Consider the following 22299-nt stretch of genomic DNA (forward strand, 5'->3'; position numbering starts at 1 on the left):
TGTCATTTAGCTTTGGTATACGGGGGGCATCGTGACCGACGCTATATTTAGCGACTCAACTCAACTAAGCCAAGGTTGTCTTCTTGCCATGAAAAATCGTCTCTTTTTAATAGCTGTTATGACTGCTACAGTAACACTCTCTGATGCGCACGCGGCTCTTGCTGAAACTGTTTCCTATAATTTTACTGTAGATGTGCTGTCAGGACCTCTGTCAGGCGAAAGTTATATAGGCGTGACATCTGTTGATTTGACTGATCCGATCACTAATAACGAAAATATTAAAACCACATCGATTACGTTTAGCGTTGGTGGTGTTGAGTTTACCGAGGCTGATGATGTTCAAGATATTGATGCTAACTCTCCTAGAGCAAATTTCCAGAATGGTGAGTTTCTTGGCAACACTTATATTGTGTCTCGTCTTGGTAACAACCCAACAGAGATTCCATTAGTTCAGAATGTCTCTATCGATGGTTTTGCTATTGACAACAGTGATTTTGGTTATGTTGTGGGGGCAGATCTTTATAGAGGTACGGTCAGGTACTTTTTACCCCCTGAGTCTAATGAGGCCAATGGGCCAACGCAATCGGTCCCCGAGCCATCAATGTGGCTCGGGCTAGCAACCATAGGTTGTACCGCAGGGTATGGTCGCCGGTTAACTCGTCGTGCTAGTTAACAACAGCCTCCTCCGTCATAAAACCAGGTAGATGGTGTTAAAACAATATCATTAGGAAAACGACTGGCCAAATTGGTGGCTGTTTTGTCGCACACCGCTAGGGGGATGCCCGGTTGCATAATGTGTCCGGCCCGATCATCCAAGTAGTCTTCGTTACCCGCATAGACGGCTGTTTTTCCCGTAAAGACACAGGCTCCATCAGGGGGGATAGGCACTTTAAAGGCCACAGAGTCTAAACTCTCTAGTAGTAAAGGCTGGTTTAGCTTATAGGTTTCTTTGCCCAGTAAGCGGTAGGGACGCCGAGCTCGAATTTCGACTTGGCCGAATCCGGTATCGATGAGAGCCTGAATATATTCGTTATAGGTGAGGGCTCCAGACAGACATAGGGCCCGTAACCGCTCATCTTGCTGCAGGTGCAATGGGATTGGGCGAGTCGCAATCGGATCGCTCATGACTAAGCGCCCACCAGGTTTAATCACACGATAGGCTTCTTTGAGGGCGCGGGCTAGATCGTTAGGTTCAAAAATGTTGAAGAGACAGTTCTGAGCCATGACATCGACAGAGTTGTCAGGCAGGGGCAAATTGAAGGCATCACCTTCGCGAATGTCGACAAAGCTGGTATCAAACCAGTCGTTTTCTGCTGCTGCGATGGCTAAGTTTCGCTGGGCAGCTACCCGCATGGAGTCCACAGGATCCACTGCAATGATGGCCTGGGGGCGTCGTGAGAAATAAGAAAATTGTAAGGCTTCAATACCCCCACCAACACCAACGTAGAGAACGGTTGGATCGCCTGATAGTTCAGAGGGATGAACGGTTGTACCGCAACCATAGTTCATTTCCTGCATCAGGGTCGGTACGTTCAATCCGGGCAGCTGGAGCGGTGTGCTTTGTACACAGCAAAGTCCCACCATCGGATCTTCGGCCACGTCACTGTAGAACTTTGCTGTGGTTTCAAGGTAGCTCATGGTGTTTTCCTAGGGGAAAGAGTTAGGGGAGGAATGTCTGATTGTAGGTGGTTAGACCGTCGTTTTGTTGATTACGTTAGGAGAAAATCATGCCGACGGCCATATCCAATGTTATTAACCCCCATGCAGCTGAAAATCTCCTGAAAATCGGCTGAACCTGTCGTGATGGTCTGTGTCTACTGCAGTTTTCTGCTGTCCTTCAATGCAGGTTTTCAATATAGAGATGGGGCTGCTTGGTTCACATCTAATTCAAAGCAGTAGCTCCCTTGGGGATGTTGCCAGTTTTTGGGATTGGTATTAGCGATTTTATGGGTGCTGCTATCCGTGGCGAAGTTGGCGCAGAGTTGATACTGACTATCGTCAAGTTTGGTGTACCGATAGAGTTCTTGGGTAATGGGGTCTTCGCGCTGGTCCTCAGGATCTAGGGTTTCGGGTAGGACATAGTCGTCTTGATCCTGTTTTTTCCAGTAGAGCGTATTTGCGATCGCACTCAAATCTTCTAATCGCTGTCGATCACTCATAATCAGCCGCTGTTGACCCGGCGTTCCCAATATCCAAAACCCCGCTACAGCAGCAGCGGCAACAGCTACAGTGGCCAGGGCGGCAAATGTACGGTCAAATATAGAGTGGGTCATATTAGACAATGGAGTTAAATCTGAACCGGACGTCGCTGAACCCATTGGGAATAGTAGGTTAGAACGCCACCGTCAATGATCAAAATAACTAACACCTTAAGCAAAAAACGTGGGGTTAATTCACCCCGCAAAAACGATGTGAGAAAGGCCATTAATGTACCAATCCCAACCAGGGCAACCACGAGCAGAGCGATGTAAGTGAGCCACTTGCGCACACCTGAGTAGGTTTTTTCTCGATATACAGAGAGGTCTTTGAGAATTTTGCGCATGAGGAGTAGGTATACCGGATAGGCCACTAACAGCCGTGCCAGACAGAATGCAATTTGAAATGATGAATCACCATAGGCACGGCTGAGGGGATCGGGGATCACATGATCAATCAAAATAAACCCGATTTCACCTAAGGCTTGGGTCCACATGCCCAGGGTGACAAAGGAAAGCAAATATACGAAGGCGTCTCTTGCTGATTCCCCTTGACCGCCATGGGGAGAGGGAATAGGCATTCCCACTAGCTCTTCATAGACGACAAAATAAGCGCGCTCAATTTCGCGTTGAGGCCAGCCGAAACTCCGGAGTAGCGTGCTAATAAACTCATCAGATGCGCCCTGGCTACGGGCTGCTGCAATGAAATTGACCAGTTCTGAACGGTTTTTGGGTTGGGTTAGGGGAGGTTCAGACGACTGATCAGATGAGTCTTGAGGGAAGTTTTGAACCATATATACAGTGTTAGCGTTTACTTTTTGATTACGCTAACACTGCTATTAACAGACGTTTGAGAGAGCGGATAATTCTTAATTTGAGCCTGGGGTATAGGGGCATCCCCTGGGGGTGCCCTGGGGGATATGAATAGGTCAAATTCTGACCTTAAAGATTGGGTCGTAACGAACCAGGCCAGGGGCCAGGTGGACTTTGGGGTAGATCAAAGATGGCCCGCTGTTGGTCGTATATAGCCAGACCTCGGGCTTGATAATTTTTGAGGGCATGGGGGCCATCGATAGAATTAGTATGTACCCAGACTCGTTTTGAGGTCAGTTCCCAGGCCGTTTTTAGGGCTTGGGTCAGTAGATAACCACCGTGGCCCTGGCCGATAAACTGGGGCAATAGACCAAAGTATTCGATCTTGGCACTCTGATCAGGCTGTTGAGAGAGCTCGAAGTAGCCCGCTGGCGTGCCTTGGACATAACCTACCCAGGTCCGAATATGGTCCTGGGTGAGATAGTCTAACCATTGTTGATAGGTCCACCGCAGCCGATCCATCCAGTACCAGGATCCACCTACGGCTGTGTAGAGAAACCGCTGGAATTCTGGGCAAGGGGCAATGGCTTCTGTCAAGGTCAGTTCCGTAGGATCTGCAGGGATAATCTGCTCTGCAGAGAGCATTTCCAGATAGGTGGTAGTGACCTCTAGTCTGGCCATGGCTTCAAGGATGGTGAGTTTTGGGTTTTGAATGATGAGTTGTAGGGCTAACTTAAAACTCATTATTCAAAATTAGAAACTGTATTAGAAACTGTTTAAGATTGGCGCAGGGTGGCGATTTTGGTTCTCAGGGAGTCGGCCTGGTCGAGGAGGGCCGATTGGGGCATTTCTGCCTGTTCACCGGAGCTTAGCCATTTAAGCTGGACGGTGCCCTCGACTGCTTCGGCGTCGCCCAGGATCAAGCAGCCAAGGGCACCACTGCGGTCGGCTCGCTTAAACTGTTTGCCAAAGGCGCTACCACTGAGGTCAATTTCGACTGAAAACCCTTGATGACGAAGGCTTTGGGCCAGGATGGTAGTTGCCGGTTCTGCCTTTTCGCCACGGGAGACAATGTAGAAATCCAGGGTGGGTGCTGGGATGCTCTGAAGTTGCTGAAGTAAAATAGCCAACCGTTCTAGACCGATGGCAAAGCCGATGGCGGGGACTTCAGGTCCACCCAGTTGTTGAACCAACCCGTCGTAGCGCCCACCACCGCATACAGTGGCCTGGGCCCCGAGATCCGCTGACATAATCTCAAAAGCGGTGTGGGTGTAGTAGTCAAGACCGCGCACTAAGCGAGGATTAATCGTGAAGTCGATATCGAGGGTGCTGAGCTGCTGCTGGACTTGGTTAAAGTGGTTTTGAGAATCTTCACTGAGGTGATCCAGCAGGCTAGGGGCACCTTTGACGATTTCTTGGGTCCGGCTGTCTTTACTGTCGAGGATGCGTAGAGGGTTACGCGTCAACCGATCTTGAGAATCTGCATCGAGCTCATCCTTATAGGGTGTGAGGTAGCTGACCAGGGCATCACGGTAGGCCTGGCGGTCTGCGCCATTGCCCACTGAGTTAATGTCGAGGCTAAGAGATTTGAGACCAAGGGCTTGGAGGATATCCGTTGCGATCGCAATCACCTCCACATCTGCCCTTGGATCGCGACTGCCCAAAATCTCCACATCCAGCTGATGAAACTGCCGCTGGCGACCCTTTTGGGGACGTTCATAACGAAAGGCCGGGCCAGTGTGCCATAGCCGTTGCACACCACCACTGGCAAATAATTTATTGCTAATAAAGGCCCGTACCAGTCCCGCCGTAATCTCAGGTCGCAGCGTAATCGAACGGCCACCCCGATCCTCAAAGGAGTACATCTCCTTACCAACCACATCAGTGGCCTCGCCAATACCCCGAGCAAACAACTCCGTTTGCTCAAACATGGGGGGACGAATTTCTCGATAAGCCGCCCGGTGAAGCACATCCCGAGCTGTCGATTCCATATTCTGCCACACCGTTACCTCGTCGGGCAGAATGTCACGGGTACCTCGCAAGGCCTGGATATTGCTCATTGATAGGCGACTAACAATCATGGTGGGCAATGCCCACCCTACCAAATGATCTCACCACTCACCACTCACCATTCACCACTCACCTTGTCAAGATGCCAATTCCTGTTGCCCATTCGTCCCTGGCAAATTGCAGCAGTTAACGTCATCAATGCACACCTTGCCCCATTTCAAGGCCCAGCGGACTAAGGCCACCCGGTTGCCGGTATCAGTTTTATTCAGCACATTACTGATGTGATTATCGACAGTGCGCTTACTAATTTCTAACTGAGTGGAAATCTCCTGGTTAGTTAAGCCAGCAGCAACCAGCTCAACAATTTGCAATTCCCGTTCTGATAGAGGTGCTTTCTCTTTTGCCTGGGAAGATTGGCTGGTTGACATGGAATATCCCTCGCTCACTGCGTATATATGCTTAGTGCCCATTACATCATAACTATTTTCAAGATGGGACATGGCTTTAGGGTTTTTTACGACTAACGTCGTTTTTTTACGACTAACGTCTAACTAGTTTGCGTGTCCATTTCCATAATCCGGTCAGTCGACGACCCAGATTGAGGAGCTCGGGGGCAACAGTATCGCTTTCAACAACCGGCGTAAACTGTTCCTGGAGCAGCTCCCGTAGGCGATTACTAGTCAGAGGTCGATTTAATTTACCCCGCTGAGCGATCGAAATAGAGCCAGTTTCTTCGGAAACAACGACACATAAACAATTTTCAATCCGCTCAGTAATCCCCATGGCAGCGCGATGACGAGTACCCAGCTGCCGGGATGCAGTCCGTTCTGAAATGGGTAAAATCACCCCTGCGGCGACGATGCGAGAAGCCCGGATCAAAATGGCACCATCATGGAGTAGGGTACTGGTTTGAAAAATAGTTTGGATAAGCTCTTTGGATAGGTCTGCATTGAGCCGTACCCCAGGTACTGAAAAGTCATTTTCATCAATGGGAGGACCAATTTCTAAAATCATCAGTGCCCCCGTCCGTTTTTGAGAGAGTTCACGCACCGCATCGACCAGTTCATCGATGACACTGTCCGGTCTAGGCATGGGGGTTTTGCTAGGGGAAAATAGCTGTATAATTTCCCCGCGTCCTAGCAATTCTAGAAACCGACGGATTTCTGCCTGGAGTAGAAAAGCCATAGCAACGGCTGCACCAAAGGATAAATTGGTCAGCACAAAGCCCAGCAGCGATAGTCCCAGTGCATGACTAAGGACAGCGGCTAGCATCAATACAATCAGCCCCCGAATCATCCAGAGGTTACGGCGTTCGCCAATAACCACCAGCATTAGGTAGATGAGAACGAGAACAAGGGCGATGTCAATGATATGGACAAACAGACCTAACAAGTGTCAGCCCCAACCTGGGTTTGCAATACAAGGTTCAATACACAGCGCTTTAGACGCCAGCTGCAGCATTCAAAACCGCTCGGCCTACGGTAGCAGGGGTCACTACATGTCCTGCAATTCTATTTGAGTAGGCCCCTGCAGTTGGTGTTACTCGGCCAACGCTGTCTCTAATTGCAATTACGAGGTGCTATAGCCGATCTCAGGATGCACCTCGTTCAAAAATTAGGATCTACAGGAGCAGGATTTGCAGATGTATAAACTATAGATAGTCAGGCGCTGCAGGAGCGACTAATCTAAAGACTACCCAAGTGGTCTATGACGTGTATCTCGTTTTTTATTCTAGGCATAATAGTCCTGTTGGGTGTCAGGCTTACCCCTAGACCTTGAGATAACTGGGTAGACGATCGTAACGTATCAGATCTGCATCGGTTTCTCGTTCCACAATGAGAGAGGCCTGACCATTGTTGACTAGTACAGCTGCCGGGCGTGGTACACGATTGTAGTTAGAGGCCATGCTGTAGTTGTAGGCTCCGGTGGCAGGAATGGCGACAATGTCGCCTGATTCAAGGACCGGTAGCTGGGCATCATGGATGACCACATCCCCTGATTCGCAGTGCTTGCCTGCAAGGGTGATGGTCTCGCTGAGGGGGGCTGACATTTTGCTAGCGGCTAAGACTCGGTAGATCGATTGATAGGTAATGGGACGGGGATTGTCAGACATGCCACCATCTACCGATGCATAGGTGCGAATGCCGGGCACGGTCTTTTGACTGCCGATGGTGTAGGCAGTGACGCAGGCACTGCCAATCAGGGACCGGCCTGGCTCGCAAATTAATCTCGGTAATGAGACATTGGCCGCTTGACAGGCCTTGACCATGTGGTCGCAAACCACCTTCGCCCAATCGATAATGCTTGGTGGGTCATCAGCTTCGATGTAGCGAATGCCTAGACCACCGCCCACATCTAGTTCACTGATGGGTAACCCGTAGCGCTTAGCGGTTTCCATCCAAGTTACTAGGACGGCAGATAAGTCCTTATGGGGCTGCAGCTCAAAGATCTGGGAACCGATGTGGGCGTGGAGACCAATACAGGTGAGCGCAGTTTGCTGAGTAATGTAGGCAAAAACCTCTTCTAGTTGATCGGGGTCAAAGCCAAATTTGCTATCGATATGGCCGGTTTTGATGTATTCATGGGTGTGACATTCAATGCCGGGGGTGAGGCGTAGCAGGATGGTGGCAGGGGTGTCTGGAGTAGTTAGGATACCGAGGGTTCTAAGCTCATGCCAGTTATCGACGACAATACGGCAGCCTGCCTCGATACCCTGCTGAAGTTCGCTACGGGACTTATTATTGCCATGAAAATATATCTTGTCTGAGCTGACGCCGGCTTTTAGAGCGGTGAGCAGTTCCCCCCCAGAGACAACGTCAATGGCCAGACCTTCCTGGTTTGCGATCGCACACACGGCCAAACAGTTCCATGCTTTTGACGCGTACATCACCAGAGAATCTCCTGGATAGAACTGCTTAAAAGCCTGGCGATATTGCTGACAAGCCGTTCGTAGCGTGAATTCATCCAAAATATATAGGGGTGAGCCAAACTCCTGGACCAGATCGAGTACATCACAGTCCCCTACTTCCAGGTGGTCCTGCCTATTTACCCGAGCACTCAAGGGAAGAATCCGCTGATTAGGAGAGTCGGTTCCATCGGTCTCCAAATAAAGGCGGCTGGATTGAACGGTTTGATTTGCAGAAGGAAGTATGGACACCATAGATTAGTCGTCAAATTGTCAGAGGATGCATCACCCAAGCGCCTTGGATGGTTGCACCCTAGCGGTTGAAGTAACGTCGTAAGCTCCAGTGTACAATCCGCACCTGTTCCCAGGTGACCTGCTAGAAAATATTGGCAATGCCCCATGATGACTTCCCTGACCTGTCGAATTTTGAATGATGAGTTGCTCCCTGCTGTGCTGGAGCTAGATCGACTCTGTCTGGGAGGGCTATGGACCGAAGCAGGCTATCGTCGTGAGATCGACAGCCCCAATAGCGATTTGTTAGTGCTGTTGGCCGATCAAGATATCATTGGCCTGGGATGTTTGTGGGCAATTTTAGATGAAGCCCATATCACCACGCTAGCGATTCACCCCGATTACCATCGCCAGCGTTTGGGGCAATTTTTATTGATACAGCTACTGTATTTGGCTGGCAAACGAACCCTCACCCACGCCACTCTAGAAGTGCGGGCCTCCAACCAACGAGCCCTTAGTCTTTATCAAAAATTTGATTTTCGGACAGCGGGACGACGTAAGCGTTATTACAAAGATGACGAGGATGCTCTAATCCTGTGGCGTAGCCAACTACAAACACCTGAGTTCTTGCAATCTTTAGAGCATCTAGAAAGAGAGTGCATAGAAACATTTGATACATACCAATATCATTGGTCGCCAGGTGTAACGTTTGATCATTAATACGTATTAAATGTTTATACACAAAATGAGCTCGTCAATACTGCAGTGCAATTGGCGAGCAATTATCTATATATATGGGATGTAGTTTTAAAACTCATACTGGGTTCGGCTTAAATCCGGGTTAAGGCTATCAGTAGTCATTAACCCGTGATGTAGCTAGTGCGACCCATGTGAATCCAATCCAATCTCAAGACTGAGGCTCCATTCATTTTGTTGTAGTAGATCTTTTTTATTCGCTAGATCCTTTGCAAGTAGTGAATACCGGCACAGTTTCACCAAAAATGCCTGTGCTAGAATCAGGGCAACTCCGCACAAGCCAGGTGATGAAAAGCCGCCATGTTTGAACGCTTTACAGAAAAAGCCATTAAGGTGATCATGCTCGCCCAAGAAGAGGCCCGCCGATTGGGTCACAACTTTGTGGGTACTGAGCAAATCCTTCTCGGTCTCATCGGAGAAGGAACCGGCGTAGCCGCCAAAGTTCTGAAGTCCATGGGGGTCAATCTGAAAGATGCTCGGATCGAAGTCGAAAAGATTATCGGTCGTGGATCCGGGTTCGTCGCTGTAGAGATTCCCTTCACACCGCGTGCTAAGCGGGTACTAGAGCTGTCCCTGGAAGAAGCCCGCCAGCTGGGTCACAACTATATTGGTACCGAGCATTTATTGCTAGGGCTGATTCGTGAAGGTGAAGGCGTAGCGGCTCGTGTCCTTGAGAATCTTGGCGTTGATCTATCTAAGGTGCGCACCCAGGTGATTCGGATGTTGGGTGAAACCGCAGAGGTATCTACTGGTGGTGGCCAGGGGCGTACGAAGACGCCTACCCTGGATGAATTTGGGTCTAACCTGACCCAGATGGCGTCGGAAGGTAAGCTTGACCCCGTGGTGGGTCGTCAAAAAGAAATTGAACGTGTCATTCAAATCCTCGGTCGTCGTACCAAGAATAACCCTGTTCTGATTGGTGAACCGGGGGTGGGTAAAACCGCGATTGCTGAGGGCTTGGCCCAACGTATTGCCAACGGTGATGTGCCCGATATCCTTGAAGAAAAGCGAGTGGTTACCTTGGACATTGGTCTGCTGGTGGCAGGTACCAAGTATCGGGGTGAATTTGAGGAACGCCTAAAGAAAATTATGGATGAAATTCGCTCTGCGGCGAATGTCATTCTCGTGATCGATGAGGTCCATACGCTAATCGGCGCTGGTGCCGCTGAAGGTGCCATTGATGCGGCGAATATCCTTAAGCCTGCTTTGGCTCGGGGTGAGCTGCAGTGTATTGGTGCGACGACTTTGGATGAGTATCGTAAGCACATTGAGCGAGATGCGGCTCTGGAGCGTCGTTTCCAGCCTGTCATGGTGGGTGAGCCCAGTGTTGAAGAAACCATTGAGATCCTGCATGGCTTGCGCGATCGCTATGAGCAGCACCACAAGCTCAAGATTCTAGACGAATCATTGGAAGCTGCGGCTAAGCTAGCTGATCGTTATATTTCCGATCGCTATTTACCTGACAAGGCCATCGACCTAGTCGATGAAGCTGGTTCTCGGGTGCGGTTGATCAATTCCCAGCTGCCACCGGCGGCCAAGGAGCTAGATCGTGAGCTGCGCGGTGTGCTTAAGGATAAAGATAATGCGGTGCGTTCTCAGGACTTTGATAAGGCTGGAGAATTGCGCGATCGCGAAATGGAAATCAAGGCCGAAATCCGAGCCATTGCCCAGAGCAAGCGTACCGATGACGCTGCCGGTAACTCTGAGTCTCCTGAAGTCACCGAAGAGGACATTGCCAATATCGTCGCCTCCTGGACAGGGGTTCCTGTCAATAAGCTGACCGAAACCGAGTCCGATAAGCTGCTTAATATGGAAGATACGCTGCATCAGCGTGTTATTGGCCAAGATGAGGCCGTAAAAGCCATTTCTCGGGCAATTCGGCGGGCGCGCGTAGGGTTGAAAAACCCCAATCGCCCCATCGCCAGCTTTGTATTCTCTGGACCGACAGGTGTGGGTAAAACTGAGCTAACCAAGACATTGGCCTCTTACTTCTTCGGTTCTGAAGAAGCCATGATTCGTCTTGACATGTCCGAATTTATGGAGCGCCACACAGTTTCCAAGCTGATTGGCTCTCCTCCTGGCTATGTCGGCTATAGCGAAGGTGGTCAGCTGACTGAAGCCGTCCGTCGTCGCCCCTACACCGTTGTGCTGTTTGACGAGATCGAGAAAGCCCACCCTGATGTCTTCAACATGCTGTTGCAGATATTGGAAGATGGACGCTTGACCGATGCTAAAGGTCGGACGGTGGACTTTAAGAACACCTTGCTGATCCTGACGTCCAATATCGGTTCTAAAGTGATTGAAAAAGGCGGCGGTGGTCTTGGCTTTGAGCTAGAGGAAGATGCAGCCGAGTCCCAGTACAATCGGATCCGGTCCTTGGTGAACGAAGAACTCAAGCAGTACTTCCGTCCTGAGTTCCTCAACCGTTTGGATGAGATTATTGTCTTCCGTCAGCTTACCAAGCCTGAGGTTAAGGAAATCTCCGATATCCTACTCAAGGAAGTCTTTGGTCGGTTAACCGAACAAGGAATTACCCTTGATGTGACCGATAAATTTAAAGATCGTCTGGTGGAAGAAGGATACAATCCCAGCTACGGTGCTCGACCATTGCGTCGTGCCATTATGCGATTACTGGAAGATACTCTGGCCGAGGAAATCCTATCCAGTCGTTTGAAAGATGGTGATACTGCCGTCGTTGACGTGGATGATAAGGGTAAGGTTGTGATTGTGGCTAGAGAGAAGCGAGAACTGCTTACCCAAGGAGCTGATTAATCCCAGACCTAACTGCGATCGACCGCGATTGATTTTGAAATGGCTTCTTGATGTCAGATTAGGAAGCCATTTTTTAATGCAATTGATTTTTTGTGAACGGAGTAAAGGTATCGTTTAGATACACAACCGTTAACTATTGTAAACTGACTTAACGCTTCCTTGCGTGCCATGAGCATCAGCTTTGATAATGATCTTACCGACAAGCAACCTTGCTGTAGGGTCACAAGAGCTGATAGCTTCAGCGAAATTATTGTTATGTGTTGCTGAATCTTAGGATGGCCGAATGATCAACTTTGTTAGCTGCTAGGTAACAAAGTTGTCAAAAGCATCCCATGAATCAGCAATGCGATTGCTGTTTGATTAGGAGCATAGTTAGAGTGCTGGACAAACTTTTAGGTAAAAAGTCTAGATACTATTTAGAACTGTCCGAAGATGAAATAGCAGCTGTTCCTAAGCCTGCCGATACGCCAACGCCCAAGTCTGCTGCACCAAAAGCAGCACCAGTTGCCGACGCTAAACCTGCTGCACCAAAAGCAACACCAGTCGCCGCCGCTAAACCTGCTACACCAAAAGCGGCCAGTGATAAGGCTAGTGAAAAAGCAGTGACGCCAGCAGTGGCAACTAACCCTATTCCAGATTCCCAAGAGCTAATCCGCACGGCCTTGGCAGCTTCAGTGACCTCATCACAGCCCTTAGCTGAAAAAGGGCCTGAACCTACATTCTCTTCTGACTATTTAATGCCGAAGGCTTCTGCAGGTCGTCGTCGTCCTGGGCCTAGCATGTCACCATTTAAATCAATGGCTAAGAACATGAGACGACAAAGTTCTGGTTTCTAGCGGCATATTTCCCAATTATTTTAATTAACTGGAAAATAGAAATAGCGGGATACGGTGATCGTATCCCGCTATTTCTATCTAATGAGTTTTAGCGATTGGCATAGGCTGCCATGGGTTCCTGAATAAAGCGAATGTACAGATGCTTGAAAGTGGACTTCATCACCCGAGGCATACCAAAGTCGATGGGCATTAGTTTTTTGGGAAACTGCCAATTTTCAATACTCAGTTCAGACGGTGACTGGAGAACAAACTCAATGTTCTCGGGGCAAAGCCCTAGCCGTTGGGAGGCAGCAACCGTTGGGATCTGAGATGGGGCTACCTGGAGGACATCTACCATAGCTCGGTCTAGGGCGTAGACATTTGGTGATGCGCCTAGGACCCCGAGCTGTCTTGGCTCGCCACCGCTGGGACCATTACCCTCATGGCCGATGATGCCATCTAAAATCGTCAGGTCCGGGTCGATTGCTTGGGCCGTTTCTACCAACATTTGGGCAAATCGCTGACGGTCTTTGCCCGCTTCCATGTGCCACCAGGCCTTCATTTTGCCTGGAACACAGCCAAAGAGATTCTTGACTCCCATGGTGAGGGTAAGCTGCACGTGGGATTTAATCTTAGGTAGATTAATCACCACATCCGCTTCCATCGCCTCTTTAGAAAGCAGTAAATTGTCAAAGTCATTATCTGCCTTTTGCTGCTCCAGGTTGTAGCGCTGGCCATGGAGTTCGACGATAGGCAGGTCAAGTTTTTGCGCCCACTTTAGTAGGCCATTGGCCTTGGCCACACCATAGGCACTACCAAATGCCGGGCTATCACCTAAAAACGGTTTGCCACCGACTTCTTGAACGAGTTTGGCAACGCAATAGACCACCTCGGGCCGGGTAGTACATTCTTTTGTCGGTCGTGAGCCTGTAAGTAGATTGGGCTTGAGAAGTACTCGCTGTCCTGGTTTGACATAAGCTGCCATGCCACCTAAAGGAGCCAATAGATCACGAATCTGCTGCTCTAGTGTTTCGACGTTGTAGCTAGTGGCTTTGATCAGACTAACGGAAACCATAGAAAGCTCAAGAAATAGTCAATGTCATCATTTAATTGTGGGGCCGACGACTCAAAAGTGCAATAACCCGCTAGAAAAGACAGGCTACAGGTTGTACGGTGACCAAGGGACCGATGGTTTCTAAGGACACTAGTGAAGAAAAAATGATGCTAAGCCTGTGGGCAAAGACAAGTGGTACTTGGATTAATGTGGCGCTGGTGCTGTTAGGTACGGTTAGCGGGCTCATCTTGCGAGGACGATTGCCTCGGGCGATGCAGGATGTGATTACCCAGGCAATGGGGCTCATTACCCTATTTATTGGGATACAGATGGCACAGCCGTTAACTCAGGTCAATGCGGGCCAGATTGCTGGAGTTATTGTTGGCATGGTGGCTTTGGTAATTGGGGGGCTGTTAGGAGAATGGTGGCAGATTGAAAAACGTCTGGCTGCGATTGGTGATTGGTTAAAGACTAAATTTGGTGGGGGTAGCCGGTTTACTGAGGGGTTTGTTGCAGCTAGTTTGTTGTATTGCATTGGTCCGATGGCTATTTTAGGTAGTCTCAACAATGGTCTCAGCGGTGACGGAACAATTTTGATTATCAAGGGCACAATGGATGGTTTGATATCAGTTGCATTGACGGGGAGTTATGGAGCTGGTGTAGGATTTTCGGTGTTGCCAGTGGCGGTTTATCAGGGAGGATTGTCGTTGTTGGCAGGATTGTTATCTGGTGGGATTGGTGACCCGGCAACTGCGCCTAGCATTTTGTTGGTGACTGGCGTAGGCGGCGTAATCATTATGGGGATTGGGTTTAATTTGTTGCAGGTGGCAACGATTCGAGTGGCGTCGTTTTTACCAGCATTGTTGTTGACTCCATTGTTTTATCAACTGTGTCAGTTTTTGAGCGTTTAGTGGTTAGGCTCTGACAACAGATTTATTTTCTATGATGCCAATAAGTGTAGAGACTAAGATGTCTAAATCCCCTGGCAATTTGAACAGTTCCAAATCTTGTGTGATTATCTGTTGTTGAGGATCGAGTTTGCCAAAGCGCCAAACTTCTCCAATGGTGACAGCACCAAATAATGGTTCGGATGATTCTTGCTGTTTTGCCAGGGCGATGAGTTCGACGGCTAGTTGTGTAAATCCTCGCGATAGATCATCATTTTTCGCTTCAATAATCAAAAATTCATGATCAGAGCGTAGTAGATAATCTAGATTGCCTTTGAGCCATTGACTGACGTTAAGGGGATATTCGATTTTGAGCTGACAGTTACAGAAAGCGGCTACGTCTATCAAAATAGGAGCTACTAAAGTTTCCCGGCGAGCCGTTTCGCTGGTCAAACTGACAACGGGTAATGTGCGCTCAATACGTTGCTGTAGTTCGGTGAGCTGGGGCAAAATGTGTTGACCCTGGGGTAAGGCGATTCTTGCTTTTTTTAGACGGTAGCCAAACTCGGCCAGGATATCCTCTGGGTCATAGGTCATTTCAAAGTATGACCGGAAAGTATAGGAGCGCTCAGGATCTAGAAGTTGCAGTTTAGCCATGTGATTCAGTTTTTAAGCCTAAGGCTCTAAAACACAGAAGTTACTTCAACTATAGCGAAACCCAGTATCTTGCTCACAGGCTCTGCCTGAAGCATAACGCCTGTGGCTCTGCCACCAGATCAGGCCTACACCTGCATCCATTTTTTCAGCACTCGCATGGGCTGACCACTTTTGGGTTCGATTTGCTCTTTGCTCCAGGCGTTGGGATCGGCGAAGCCAAGCTTGTGTAGATGTTTAATGATTAGCTCCATGGCAATGGTTGAACCAATAAGGATGATGAGGACCGACTAGATGTTCTAAATCTTTGTTGTCTACAACAAAATTTTCGAGAAGGAGTTTAGAGTGCATAGTATCAATGTGTGTCTGAAAAGTTAGTTTCTATGGTGACTAATTTTCTATAATTTACTTATGCTTTTTCCATTAGTTTCTAAAACGATATAGCGCTTAGTCTAGTGCACTATCTCATGCCCATCCCCACTGGCCATTCCGTCCCCCAAACCGAGCAGCCTCGCTCCCCTCGCGAGACACTGCCCACCATGTATGACCTCCCCAGCGAATTTCCCGAGGAACCCGGTTTGCCAGACGAATTTCACGACCTCCAACCCCAACTACTCAGCCGGACCCTGCGTCTACAAGACTACGCTGCCGAAAACCGCTTTACCGGCTCCGACCTCAACCTTTACTACGACGTCCATCACCCCCTCTGGCACAAACGCCCCGACTGGTTTCTGGCACTAGATGTCCCCCGCCTTTACGATGGCCATGACCTACGCCGTAGCTATGTCGTCTGGCAAGAAGGCCAAGCCCCTGCGGTCGTTGTAGAGTTTCTATCCCCCCGCACCGAACACGAAGATCTGGGACGATTTTACAAAGATAGTGACCAGATCCCCGACGACATTGACTCTGAGCTATTGTCAGAAGGTGACAATAGTCGCCCTCCTAGCAAAGTAGACGTCTACGAACAATACCTACGAGTCCCCCATTACCTGGTCTATAGCCGCTACACCCAACGCCTGCGCTACTTCAAGCTCATTGGTCGTCGTTATCAAGAGCAACCTGTCCAGGACGGTACCCCCATGCTCTGGCTAGATGACCTAAAAATCGGCATGGGCCTATGGGAAGGCTACTTTGAAGGACTACCCGGCCCCTGGCTGCGATGGTGTGATGCAGAAGGCAACTGGTTGCTGACAGATACAGAACAAGCAGAAAAGCGAGCAGATCAATTAGCAGAACGCCTCAGAGCAATGGGCATTGATCCAAATACGATTTAGACCAATGTCTGGGTGCTGTAGATGCAGCCTGATTACGATTTATTGGAAGTTCTGACGATGAGCCGCACATTCGCCTGATGCATCATGCTGCCCACTAAACCTAGGCGTCTCAGTTGAGCTAGCCGCTAATAAAATCTGACCATTTTCACTTATCTGCACATGATTAGCCTCACGCATAGGCTGAGCATCTAAGATTGTTGTATGCTCAGTTGTCGAGAGTCCGTCGTCCGCCATAGCCGTCGCCGGGGCAACATCATTCAAAAACCGCCAATCCTGCCAGCTACCAGAGGTTTGCAAACGCCTGGTGGGATTTGACGGTAGCCCATTTTGTCCTCCAATTACAAAACGATTACTACTATCCGCTGGACAGCCCGCAACAATTTGATCCGTCGGATCCGTCACCGTCACCGGTAACTCCACCAAACCACTATCCGCATCGAGTTCTGGTGTATTCAGTTCAACAACACCACTAAACTCAGGCCCCAGCGCCGATGTCGCCGTAATATCACTCTCAGAAGTCAGCATTTCTCTAAAGTCGGTGCCCAAAATACTTTGGGCCGTAACACTGACTCGTCCACCTCTGCCCTGCTGAGCATTGGCCGTAATATCACTATTGTCGAGGGCAATTAAGAAAATAGTATCAACATCAATGTTACCGCCATCAGCATTACCAGCATCGGTATTGATACTACTGCCTTGCCGCAGCAACAAAACAGGAGTTTGTAGCTCGATGTTGCCTCCTGCCCCTGCCGCTGTAGCCGCGTTGATGGTGCCGCCATTGTCTAACCGAATCAGGTTGGCAGTGGCATTTAGAGTACCTGCATCACCAGAACCAAGGCTGTTGATTGCGATCGCACCCCCATCCCGAATAATTAACTCACCGGCACTCACTTGTAATTCTCCTGCGCTACCAGTGGCCACAACCCCTGGAAAATCATCCCGTCCAGATGACGACGTTAAACTACTTGGAATCACCACAGGGATCCCTAGGGGAGTGCTCAAACCAGTGCCGCTAATATCTAATACACCCTCTACATTAACGGTCAGAGTGCCGCCTGGGCCGCTGCTAAAGGTAGTCGTAGAAATGTTGGCCCCATCGCTAATAACCAGATTTCCGGTGTTCAGTACCACATCTCCCGCCGGAGCACCGCTAAAGCTGGATGTCCCCGGACCACTGACAAATCGTCCATCGAGGGACAACCCAACAATTGTTGTGGTCCCGTTTACATTGAGAATTACATCGCCAGCGGCCCCTCCCAATGGAATTAGGCCTGTGCCCAAAAAAGCCCCCGTTTGATTACCGATTTGGGCTCCTCCAGCCGTTGTTAGCTCTTGGGTATTAATTTCAATATTGCCGCCTGGGCCAGTGCCAAAAATACTGTTGGCAAAAATGCCCGTGGGCACAATCGCCCCTGGAGGCGTATTCAACAAGTCAACCGACTCGGTGGCGTTAACTACTAGCTCGCCGCCATTGCCAGCGCCAAAGGTGAATGTTTGTAACAGTCCCCCATCTCGTAGGGTTAGCCGTTGGGTGTCAAGGCTCAAGTCGCCTGCATCTTGAGTGGTGCCTTGCAGCGTACCGGTTAAAAAGATGGAGCTGATAATGTCTACGGACTCAGTGGCCGTGATCAAGGCATCGCCACCGGAGCCATTACCGCTAGTTGTAGTTGAAATTAATGCGCCATCTTGCAACCTCAATCGGGCTGTATCAATGAACAGTTGACCGGCTGGCCCTGACCCACCACTCCCTGCTAATAGGCCACTCTCGGCAGCAGAAATGTCTAAATTACCTTGAATAGCACTGATAAAAAGTGCTTGTAGGGTTTCAAATCCTGAGCCACTCAGTTCAATGGAGTCGGTGGCTCGTAGAACTAGATTGCCCCCGGTGCCATTGCCCCCCGTGGAGGCAGACAGCAAACCGCGATCGCGAACCTGCAGTTGCTTCGTATCAACAATCAGGTCACCGCCCATACCATCGGCGATGGTATCCGTACTCAACCGGCTAATAATCTGACCATTGGCCGAGTCTCCTTGAACGATGACCGAGTCAGTGGCCGTTATCCTCAAATCTCCCCCTGGCAAGGGACCTCGGGTAACGGCTAAGATCTGAGATCCGTCTTCGACGAGAACAGTTTGCCCCTGTAAATCAATGTCTCCAGCTCCAGGCCCGATGGTATTCAGCAAAGCTCCCTGACTCAGGTGAATCGCGCCAAATCTGGGAATGCTGTCGTATTCCAGGTCAAAGCCGGTGGGAATGGGGCTGAGGTTGACCTGCCCCTCAGCGGCACTAATAATCTCTAACCGTCCTAATGGAGCCGACACAGTCCCCCCGGTCATGGTGACATCCCCACCCACCAGAGCCAGGGTATGACCAGGGGTGACAAATAACCCCGGCAGCGTGGGGGGAAAGTTACCCGGACCGTCTACACGGATTTCTCCCGGCATTGTGCCCAGATTTAAACCGACGGGGGTACTGACGGTCAGGAGTGGCGGAGTATTAGCCGTCCTCGCACTAAAAATACTGCCATCGTTGAAGACGACATTGTCAGCACTGCTAGCGATAAAGGAGCCCGGTACCTGGAGAACGGCATTGGGACCAAAGATAATGCCGTTGGGGTTGAGCAAAAATAAATCGACGTTGCCCTGGGCTGCGATCGCACCGTCAATATCAGAGGGCAGTCCCCCCGTCACCCGCGTAACGATATTGGTCAAGGATGGATCATTTTGGAAAAGTGCCGCCCCCCCTATGGGTATCGAAAACTGCTGAAAGCTATGAAATAGCGTTTGGCCATCGATGGTGAGGGTACCGCCACCAATGGGGCAAATCGTACAGCCATTGGGCACGACCGAATTTGTGGGTAGCGTATTATCAGGACTGATCTGGGCCTGGGCTGTAGGGATAATACCGTTCGTGGCTACGGCACTCAAGAGCGTTGTTGCCATCACCCAGCTGTAACTTGGCCACTTAGACCAGACTAGTCGGGACATCGTAGGGAGCCTCGTTCTCATGACAGGTCTAGCTGAATAATTTAGCCTGACGACAAGCGATCTTTGCCTTATTAGTAGTCTTACAGGTTATCTCCCAAATTGTCGGGAGAATCCTTAGAATTACCGAATGGCAAGCACTGACTGACGCCCCCTCACTCGATAGGCTAGGGCTGTCATGCCACCATTCCTCGTTGATCGTGGTTAAGAAATATAATCTTGACCCCACTCAACTGATGTTATGTCCTGATTGTTAGGGACATTGGTTGAATGAAACTGCGAGACGTCGTTTCTCAAAACGATGACGGGGCCTAATGGCGATGCGACTAATACCGGTATTTTTGCAACTAGTTAGCAGACGGTTTTTGAGACGTAGCTTACTAGTGGTGCTAGCCATGGCTATCAGTTGGCTGGTGGTTTGGGGTACGCCTATAACCGCTAGCAGTGCCAGCGACAAGCTCGCCAGCAGTGAGCCTGCCTTAGAGCATGGCAGTACCTTGTTTGCTGCGGGGCAGCTGTCAGCGGCAGCGGATGTGTGGCAGCAGGCGGCTCAGGACTATGCAGCCCAGGGGAATCAATCAGACCAGGCCAGGGCACTGCACTATTTAGCGCTGGCCTATTTTAATTTGGGTCGGTGGGAGCTGGCTCAGGCTGCCAATACCGAGAGTCAAACTCAATTAGAAGAACTAGAAGCGGCCTCAGGGACAGATACGACCCGAACGGATATGCCCTTGCTGGGAGCAATCTTGAATTTGCACGGACAGTTGCAACTGGTATTAGGTCAACCTGAACAGGGGATTGAGACCTGGAAACAAGCGGCAGCGACCTATGCCTCGGTGGAGGATACGACAGGGCAGTTGGGGGCTCAGCTCAATCAAGCTAAGGCGTTACAAACGTTAGGCTACTATCAACAGTCTCAACAATTGCTGGAACAGTCCCTGGCGCTATTGCAGACCCAGGCTGATCCAGTGGTCCGCGCCACCGGTCTCAAACTGTTGGGTATGGCCTCCCAGGCGATGGGTGATTTGGAACGATCTCAATCCTTACTCACCGAAAGCCTGGCAATTACTCAAAAATTGGTGGCAACCCAACCCGTTTTTGCCGATCAGGCCAGCGCTACCCTGATTGGCTTGGGCAATACCTTAGCGGTTCGTGGAGAGACCGAGGCAGCGTTATCCCATTATCAACAGGCTGCCGATATGGCCGGTCAGCCCCTGACTCGCATTGATGCCCAGCTCAATCAGCTACAGCTATTGGTGAAGACGGAGCAGTGGTCCCTGGCCCAGCCGCTGATAGCCGCGTTGCCCGCTCAGTTAAGGACTTTGCCACCAGGACGGGATATGGTCTATGCCCAAGTCAATTTTGCGGCTAATTGGATCCGAGCGACCCAATCCTCTCAGTTAGGTCAGCAACTATCTCAACAAAGGACAGAGATTGCTCAGATGCTGGCAGCTGCGGTCAAAACGGCTCATGGTCTGTCGGATACAAGGGCTGAAGCCTTTGCCCTGGGACAGCTGGGGAATTTGTATGAGATGGCTCGACAGTGGCAAGAGGCCCAAACACTGACCCAGCAGGCCATGGATCTGGCGGTTGGTCTGGATGCCCCTGACTTAAAGACGACCTGGCAGTGGCAGTTGGGGCGCATCTTGAAGCAACAAGGGCAGACGGAGGGTGCGATCGCAGCTTACGGAGATGCGATCGATTCACTCCAGTCCTTGCGACAGGAACTGGTCGCCCTCAATCCCGATCTACAGTTCTCCTTTCTCGAAACTGTTGAACCGGTTTACCGCGAGCTGGTCTCGTTGTTGTTAGATAGCAATCCCAATCAGGCTCAGTTACAACAGGCCAGACAGCTGATTGAATCCCTCCAGTTGGCTGAACTGGATAACTTTTTCCGCCATGCTTGTCTGCAGGCAAAACCTCAGTTAATTGACACCATCGATGCCACCGCCGCTGTTCTCTATCCAATCATTTTGCCTGAGCGGTTAGCCGTGATTGTTTCACGACCGGGGCAGCCCCTGTTTTACTACGAAACCCGATTGCCCCAGGCTGACATCGAAGCCACCATGGCTCAGTTGCAGCTTTATCTCAATCCTCACTTTTTTGAAGAGGATCGGCTCCAGCTTTCTCAGCAGCTTTACGACTGGCTGATCCGTCCGGCGGTCGATTTTCTAGGGGATACCCAAACCCTTGTTTTTGTGTTGGATGGCACACTGCGCAATTTGCCGATGGCCGCGTTGCATGACGGGAAACAATATTTAATCGAACGCTATGGTATTGCTCTCAGCCCAGGGTTACAGTTGCTGGAACCAAAGTCCCTCAATATTGAGCGTCTAGATGTGTTGACCGGTGGTTTGAGTGTTGCTCAACAAGGGTTTTCTGCTTTGCCTGCGGTCGACACAGAAGTTAACCAAATTGCCGCTACGCTACCGACGACCCAACTGCTTAACCAAACATTTACTACCGATCGCCTCAAAGACACTCTCGGCGATGTCCCCTTTTCGGTCGTACATTTGGCCACCCACGGTCAGTTTAGCTCCAAGGCCGAGGATACATTTCTGGTGACCTGGGACGGTCGCATCAATGTTCAAGACCTCAATGCTCTATTGCAGCCGAGCAGGCGAGATCTGCAGCAACCGTTAGAGCTATTAGTGCTCAGCGCCTGTCAGACGGCCACGGGAGATAAACGGGCAGCCCTGGGTTTGGCCGGAATTGCTTTACGGTCTGGGGCTCGTAGTACCTTGGCAACACTTTGGCAGGTGAATGATGAATCGACCGCTACCCTGATGGTGGAGTTTTATCAGCAGCTAACGGATAACCCAGATATGACCAGGGCGGCAGCTCTCAGGGCGGCACAGTTGAAATTGTTAAAGCATCCCCAATACGAGCAGCCATTTTATTGGGCACCGTTTGTGTTGGTGGGTAACTGGTTGTAATAAATCTTGTCC

Annotated in this window: 19 protein-coding genes; 7 read left to right on the top strand and 12 right to left on the bottom strand. The window is 50.1% G+C overall.

The features are described from left to right. Nucleotides 1-88 precede the first annotated feature (88 nt). A complete protein-coding gene (locus IXB50_RS11180) occupies nucleotides 89-673 on the top strand; it encodes a hypothetical protein (RefSeq protein WP_215609051.1) in 585 nt (194 codons plus the stop codon). Here the strand turns inward: IXB50_RS11180 and arsM are convergent. The 8 genes from arsM to lysA form a co-directional block, all read right to left on the bottom strand. Continuing rightward, nucleotides 670-1638, bottom strand: a complete 969-nt coding sequence (gene arsM, locus IXB50_RS11185; protein ID WP_215609052.1) for an arsenosugar biosynthesis arsenite methyltransferase ArsM — start codon at nucleotides 1636-1638, stop codon at nucleotides 670-672. The two genes, IXB50_RS11180 and arsM, sit on opposite strands and share 4 nt — an antisense overlap. Nucleotides 1639-1850: 212 nt before the next feature. Further along, the gene (locus tag IXB50_RS11190) at nucleotides 1851-2273 is read right to left on the bottom strand and encodes a hypothetical protein (RefSeq protein ID WP_215609053.1); all 423 of its coding nucleotides are present in this window, start codon (nucleotides 2271-2273) and stop codon (nucleotides 1851-1853) included. A 14-nt stretch (nucleotides 2274-2287) separates the two neighbouring features. Further along, a complete protein-coding gene (locus tag IXB50_RS11195; RefSeq protein ID WP_215609054.1) occupies nucleotides 2288-2989 on the bottom strand; it encodes a DUF5671 domain-containing protein in 702 nt (233 codons plus the stop codon). Between the two features lie 148 nt (nucleotides 2990-3137). Further along, the gene (locus IXB50_RS11200; protein WP_246564411.1) at nucleotides 3138-3752 is read right to left on the bottom strand and encodes a GNAT family N-acetyltransferase; all 615 of its coding nucleotides are present in this window, start codon (nucleotides 3750-3752) and stop codon (nucleotides 3138-3140) included. 32 nt (nucleotides 3753-3784) lie between these two features. Then, entirely contained in the window at nucleotides 3785-5068 is a 1284-nt protein-coding gene (hisS, locus tag IXB50_RS11205; protein WP_215609106.1) for a histidine--tRNA ligase, read from the bottom strand. Nucleotides 5069-5155: 87 nt separating this feature from the next. Next, entirely contained in the window at nucleotides 5156-5446 is a 291-nt protein-coding gene (gene pedR, locus IXB50_RS11210) for a photosynthetic electron transport-dependent transcriptional regulator PedR (protein ID WP_215609055.1), read from the bottom strand. 112 nt (nucleotides 5447-5558) lie between these two features. Next, nucleotides 5559-6410, bottom strand: coding sequence for a diadenylate cyclase CdaA (cdaA, locus tag IXB50_RS11215; RefSeq protein ID WP_215609056.1), 852 nt, complete (start codon nucleotides 6408-6410; stop codon nucleotides 5559-5561). Between the two features lie 376 nt (nucleotides 6411-6786). Further along, nucleotides 6787-8178, bottom strand: a complete 1392-nt coding sequence (lysA, locus tag IXB50_RS11220) for a diaminopimelate decarboxylase (protein WP_215609057.1) — start codon at nucleotides 8176-8178, stop codon at nucleotides 6787-6789. A 147-nt stretch (nucleotides 8179-8325) separates the two neighbouring features. Between lysA and rimI the strand changes: the two genes are divergently transcribed. From rimI to IXB50_RS11235, 3 genes are all read left to right on the top strand, one after another. Beyond that, a complete protein-coding gene (gene rimI / locus IXB50_RS11225; RefSeq protein ID WP_215609107.1) occupies nucleotides 8326-8874 on the top strand; it encodes a ribosomal protein S18-alanine N-acetyltransferase in 549 nt (182 codons plus the stop codon). A 336-nt stretch (nucleotides 8875-9210) separates the two neighbouring features. Continuing rightward, the gene (locus tag IXB50_RS11230; RefSeq protein ID WP_215609058.1) at nucleotides 9211-11682 is read left to right on the top strand and encodes an ATP-dependent Clp protease ATP-binding subunit; all 2472 of its coding nucleotides are present in this window, start codon (nucleotides 9211-9213) and stop codon (nucleotides 11680-11682) included. A 377-nt stretch (nucleotides 11683-12059) separates the two neighbouring features. Beyond that, nucleotides 12060-12518: a hypothetical protein gene (locus IXB50_RS11235; RefSeq protein ID WP_215609059.1), complete on the top strand. Its 459-nt coding sequence runs from the start codon at nucleotides 12060-12062 to the stop codon at nucleotides 12516-12518. 88 nt (nucleotides 12519-12606) lie between these two features. On the opposite strand, the gene IXB50_RS11240 is transcribed toward IXB50_RS11235, so the two are convergent. After that, on the bottom strand, nucleotides 12607-13572 hold the full coding sequence (locus IXB50_RS11240) for a DUF362 domain-containing protein (protein WP_215609060.1): 966 nt from the start codon (nucleotides 13570-13572) through the stop codon (nucleotides 12607-12609). Between the two features lie 146 nt (nucleotides 13573-13718). Here IXB50_RS11240 and IXB50_RS11245 point away from each other — a divergent pair, with 146 nt between their 5' ends. Further along, entirely contained in the window at nucleotides 13719-14462 is a 744-nt protein-coding gene (locus IXB50_RS11245; RefSeq protein ID WP_215609108.1) for a DUF554 domain-containing protein, read from the top strand. Between the two features lie 3 nt (nucleotides 14463-14465). Here IXB50_RS11245 and IXB50_RS11250 read toward each other — a convergent pair whose 3' ends face one another. Together IXB50_RS11250 and IXB50_RS22465 are read right to left on the bottom strand one after the other, a co-directional pair. Then, entirely contained in the window at nucleotides 14466-15095 is a 630-nt protein-coding gene (locus IXB50_RS11250; RefSeq protein WP_215609061.1) for a hypothetical protein, read from the bottom strand. Between the two features lie 125 nt (nucleotides 15096-15220). Continuing rightward, on the bottom strand, nucleotides 15221-15346 hold the full coding sequence (locus IXB50_RS22465; RefSeq protein ID WP_281413272.1) for a hypothetical protein: 126 nt from the start codon (nucleotides 15344-15346) through the stop codon (nucleotides 15221-15223). A gap of 213 nt (nucleotides 15347-15559) precedes the next feature. Here IXB50_RS22465 and IXB50_RS11255 point away from each other — a divergent pair, with 213 nt between their 5' ends. Beyond that, on the top strand, nucleotides 15560-16366 hold the full coding sequence (locus IXB50_RS11255; RefSeq protein WP_215609062.1) for a Uma2 family endonuclease: 807 nt from the start codon (nucleotides 15560-15562) through the stop codon (nucleotides 16364-16366). 39 nt (nucleotides 16367-16405) lie between these two features. Here the strand turns inward: IXB50_RS11255 and IXB50_RS11260 are convergent, their stop codons facing one another. Further along, nucleotides 16406-19354, bottom strand: a complete 2949-nt coding sequence (locus IXB50_RS11260) for a two-partner secretion domain-containing protein (protein WP_215609063.1) — start codon at nucleotides 19352-19354, stop codon at nucleotides 16406-16408. A 392-nt stretch (nucleotides 19355-19746) separates the two neighbouring features. Between IXB50_RS11260 and IXB50_RS11265 the strand changes: the two genes are divergently transcribed. After that, complete coding sequence (locus IXB50_RS11265; RefSeq protein ID WP_246564415.1) at nucleotides 19747-22287, top strand: CHAT domain-containing protein; 2541 nt, start codon at nucleotides 19747-19749, stop codon at nucleotides 22285-22287. The last annotated feature ends 12 nt before the right edge of the window (nucleotides 22288-22299 follow it).

This window comes from Leptothoe spongobia TAU-MAC 1115 (genome assembly GCF_018739885.1).
GTDB lineage: Bacteria > Cyanobacteriota > Cyanobacteriia > Phormidesmidales > Phormidesmidaceae > Leptothoe > Leptothoe spongobia.

What these genes read in the sequence shown, in the direction of transcription:
- IXB50_RS11180 (WP_215609051.1), top strand. Translation starts at nt 89, where the DNA reads ATGAAAAATCGTCTCTTTTTAATAGCTGTTATGACTGCTACAGTAACA.
- arsM (WP_215609052.1), bottom strand. Translation starts at nt 1,638, where the DNA reads ATGAGCTACCTTGAAACCACAGCAAAGTTCTACAGTGACGTGGCCGAA.
- IXB50_RS11190 (WP_215609053.1), bottom strand. Translation starts at nt 2,273, where the DNA reads ATGACCCACTCTATATTTGACCGTACATTTGCCGCCCTGGCCACTGTA.
- IXB50_RS11195 (WP_215609054.1), bottom strand. Translation starts at nt 2,989, where the DNA reads ATGGTTCAAAACTTCCCTCAAGACTCATCTGATCAGTCGTCTGAACCT.
- IXB50_RS11200 (WP_246564411.1), bottom strand. Translation starts at nt 3,752, where the DNA reads ATGAGTTTTAAGTTAGCCCTACAACTCATCATTCAAAACCCAAAACTC.
- hisS (WP_215609106.1), bottom strand. Translation starts at nt 5,068, where the DNA reads ATGAGCAATATCCAGGCCTTGCGAGGTACCCGTGACATTCTGCCCGAC.
- pedR (WP_215609055.1), bottom strand. Translation starts at nt 5,446, where the DNA reads ATGTCAACCAGCCAATCTTCCCAGGCAAAAGAGAAAGCACCTCTATCA.
- lysA (WP_215609057.1), bottom strand. Translation starts at nt 8,178, where the DNA reads ATGGTGTCCATACTTCCTTCTGCAAATCAAACCGTTCAATCCAGCCGC.
- rimI (WP_215609107.1), top strand. Translation starts at nt 8,326, where the DNA reads ATGACTTCCCTGACCTGTCGAATTTTGAATGATGAGTTGCTCCCTGCT.
- IXB50_RS11230 (WP_215609058.1), top strand. Translation starts at nt 9,211, where the DNA reads ATGTTTGAACGCTTTACAGAAAAAGCCATTAAGGTGATCATGCTCGCC.
- IXB50_RS11240 (WP_215609060.1), bottom strand. Translation starts at nt 13,572, where the DNA reads ATGGTTTCCGTTAGTCTGATCAAAGCCACTAGCTACAACGTCGAAACA.
- IXB50_RS11245 (WP_215609108.1), top strand. Translation starts at nt 13,719, where the DNA reads ATGCTAAGCCTGTGGGCAAAGACAAGTGGTACTTGGATTAATGTGGCG.
- IXB50_RS11250 (WP_215609061.1), bottom strand. Translation starts at nt 15,095, where the DNA reads ATGGCTAAACTGCAACTTCTAGATCCTGAGCGCTCCTATACTTTCCGG.
- IXB50_RS22465 (WP_281413272.1), bottom strand. Translation starts at nt 15,346, where the DNA reads ATGGAGCTAATCATTAAACATCTACACAAGCTTGGCTTCGCCGATCCC.
- IXB50_RS11255 (WP_215609062.1), top strand. Translation starts at nt 15,560, where the DNA reads ATGCCCATCCCCACTGGCCATTCCGTCCCCCAAACCGAGCAGCCTCGC.
- IXB50_RS11260 (WP_215609063.1), bottom strand. Translation starts at nt 19,354, where the DNA reads ATGTCCCGACTAGTCTGGTCTAAGTGGCCAAGTTACAGCTGGGTGATG.
- IXB50_RS11265 (WP_246564415.1), top strand. Translation starts at nt 19,747, where the DNA reads ATGGCTATCAGTTGGCTGGTGGTTTGGGGTACGCCTATAACCGCTAGC.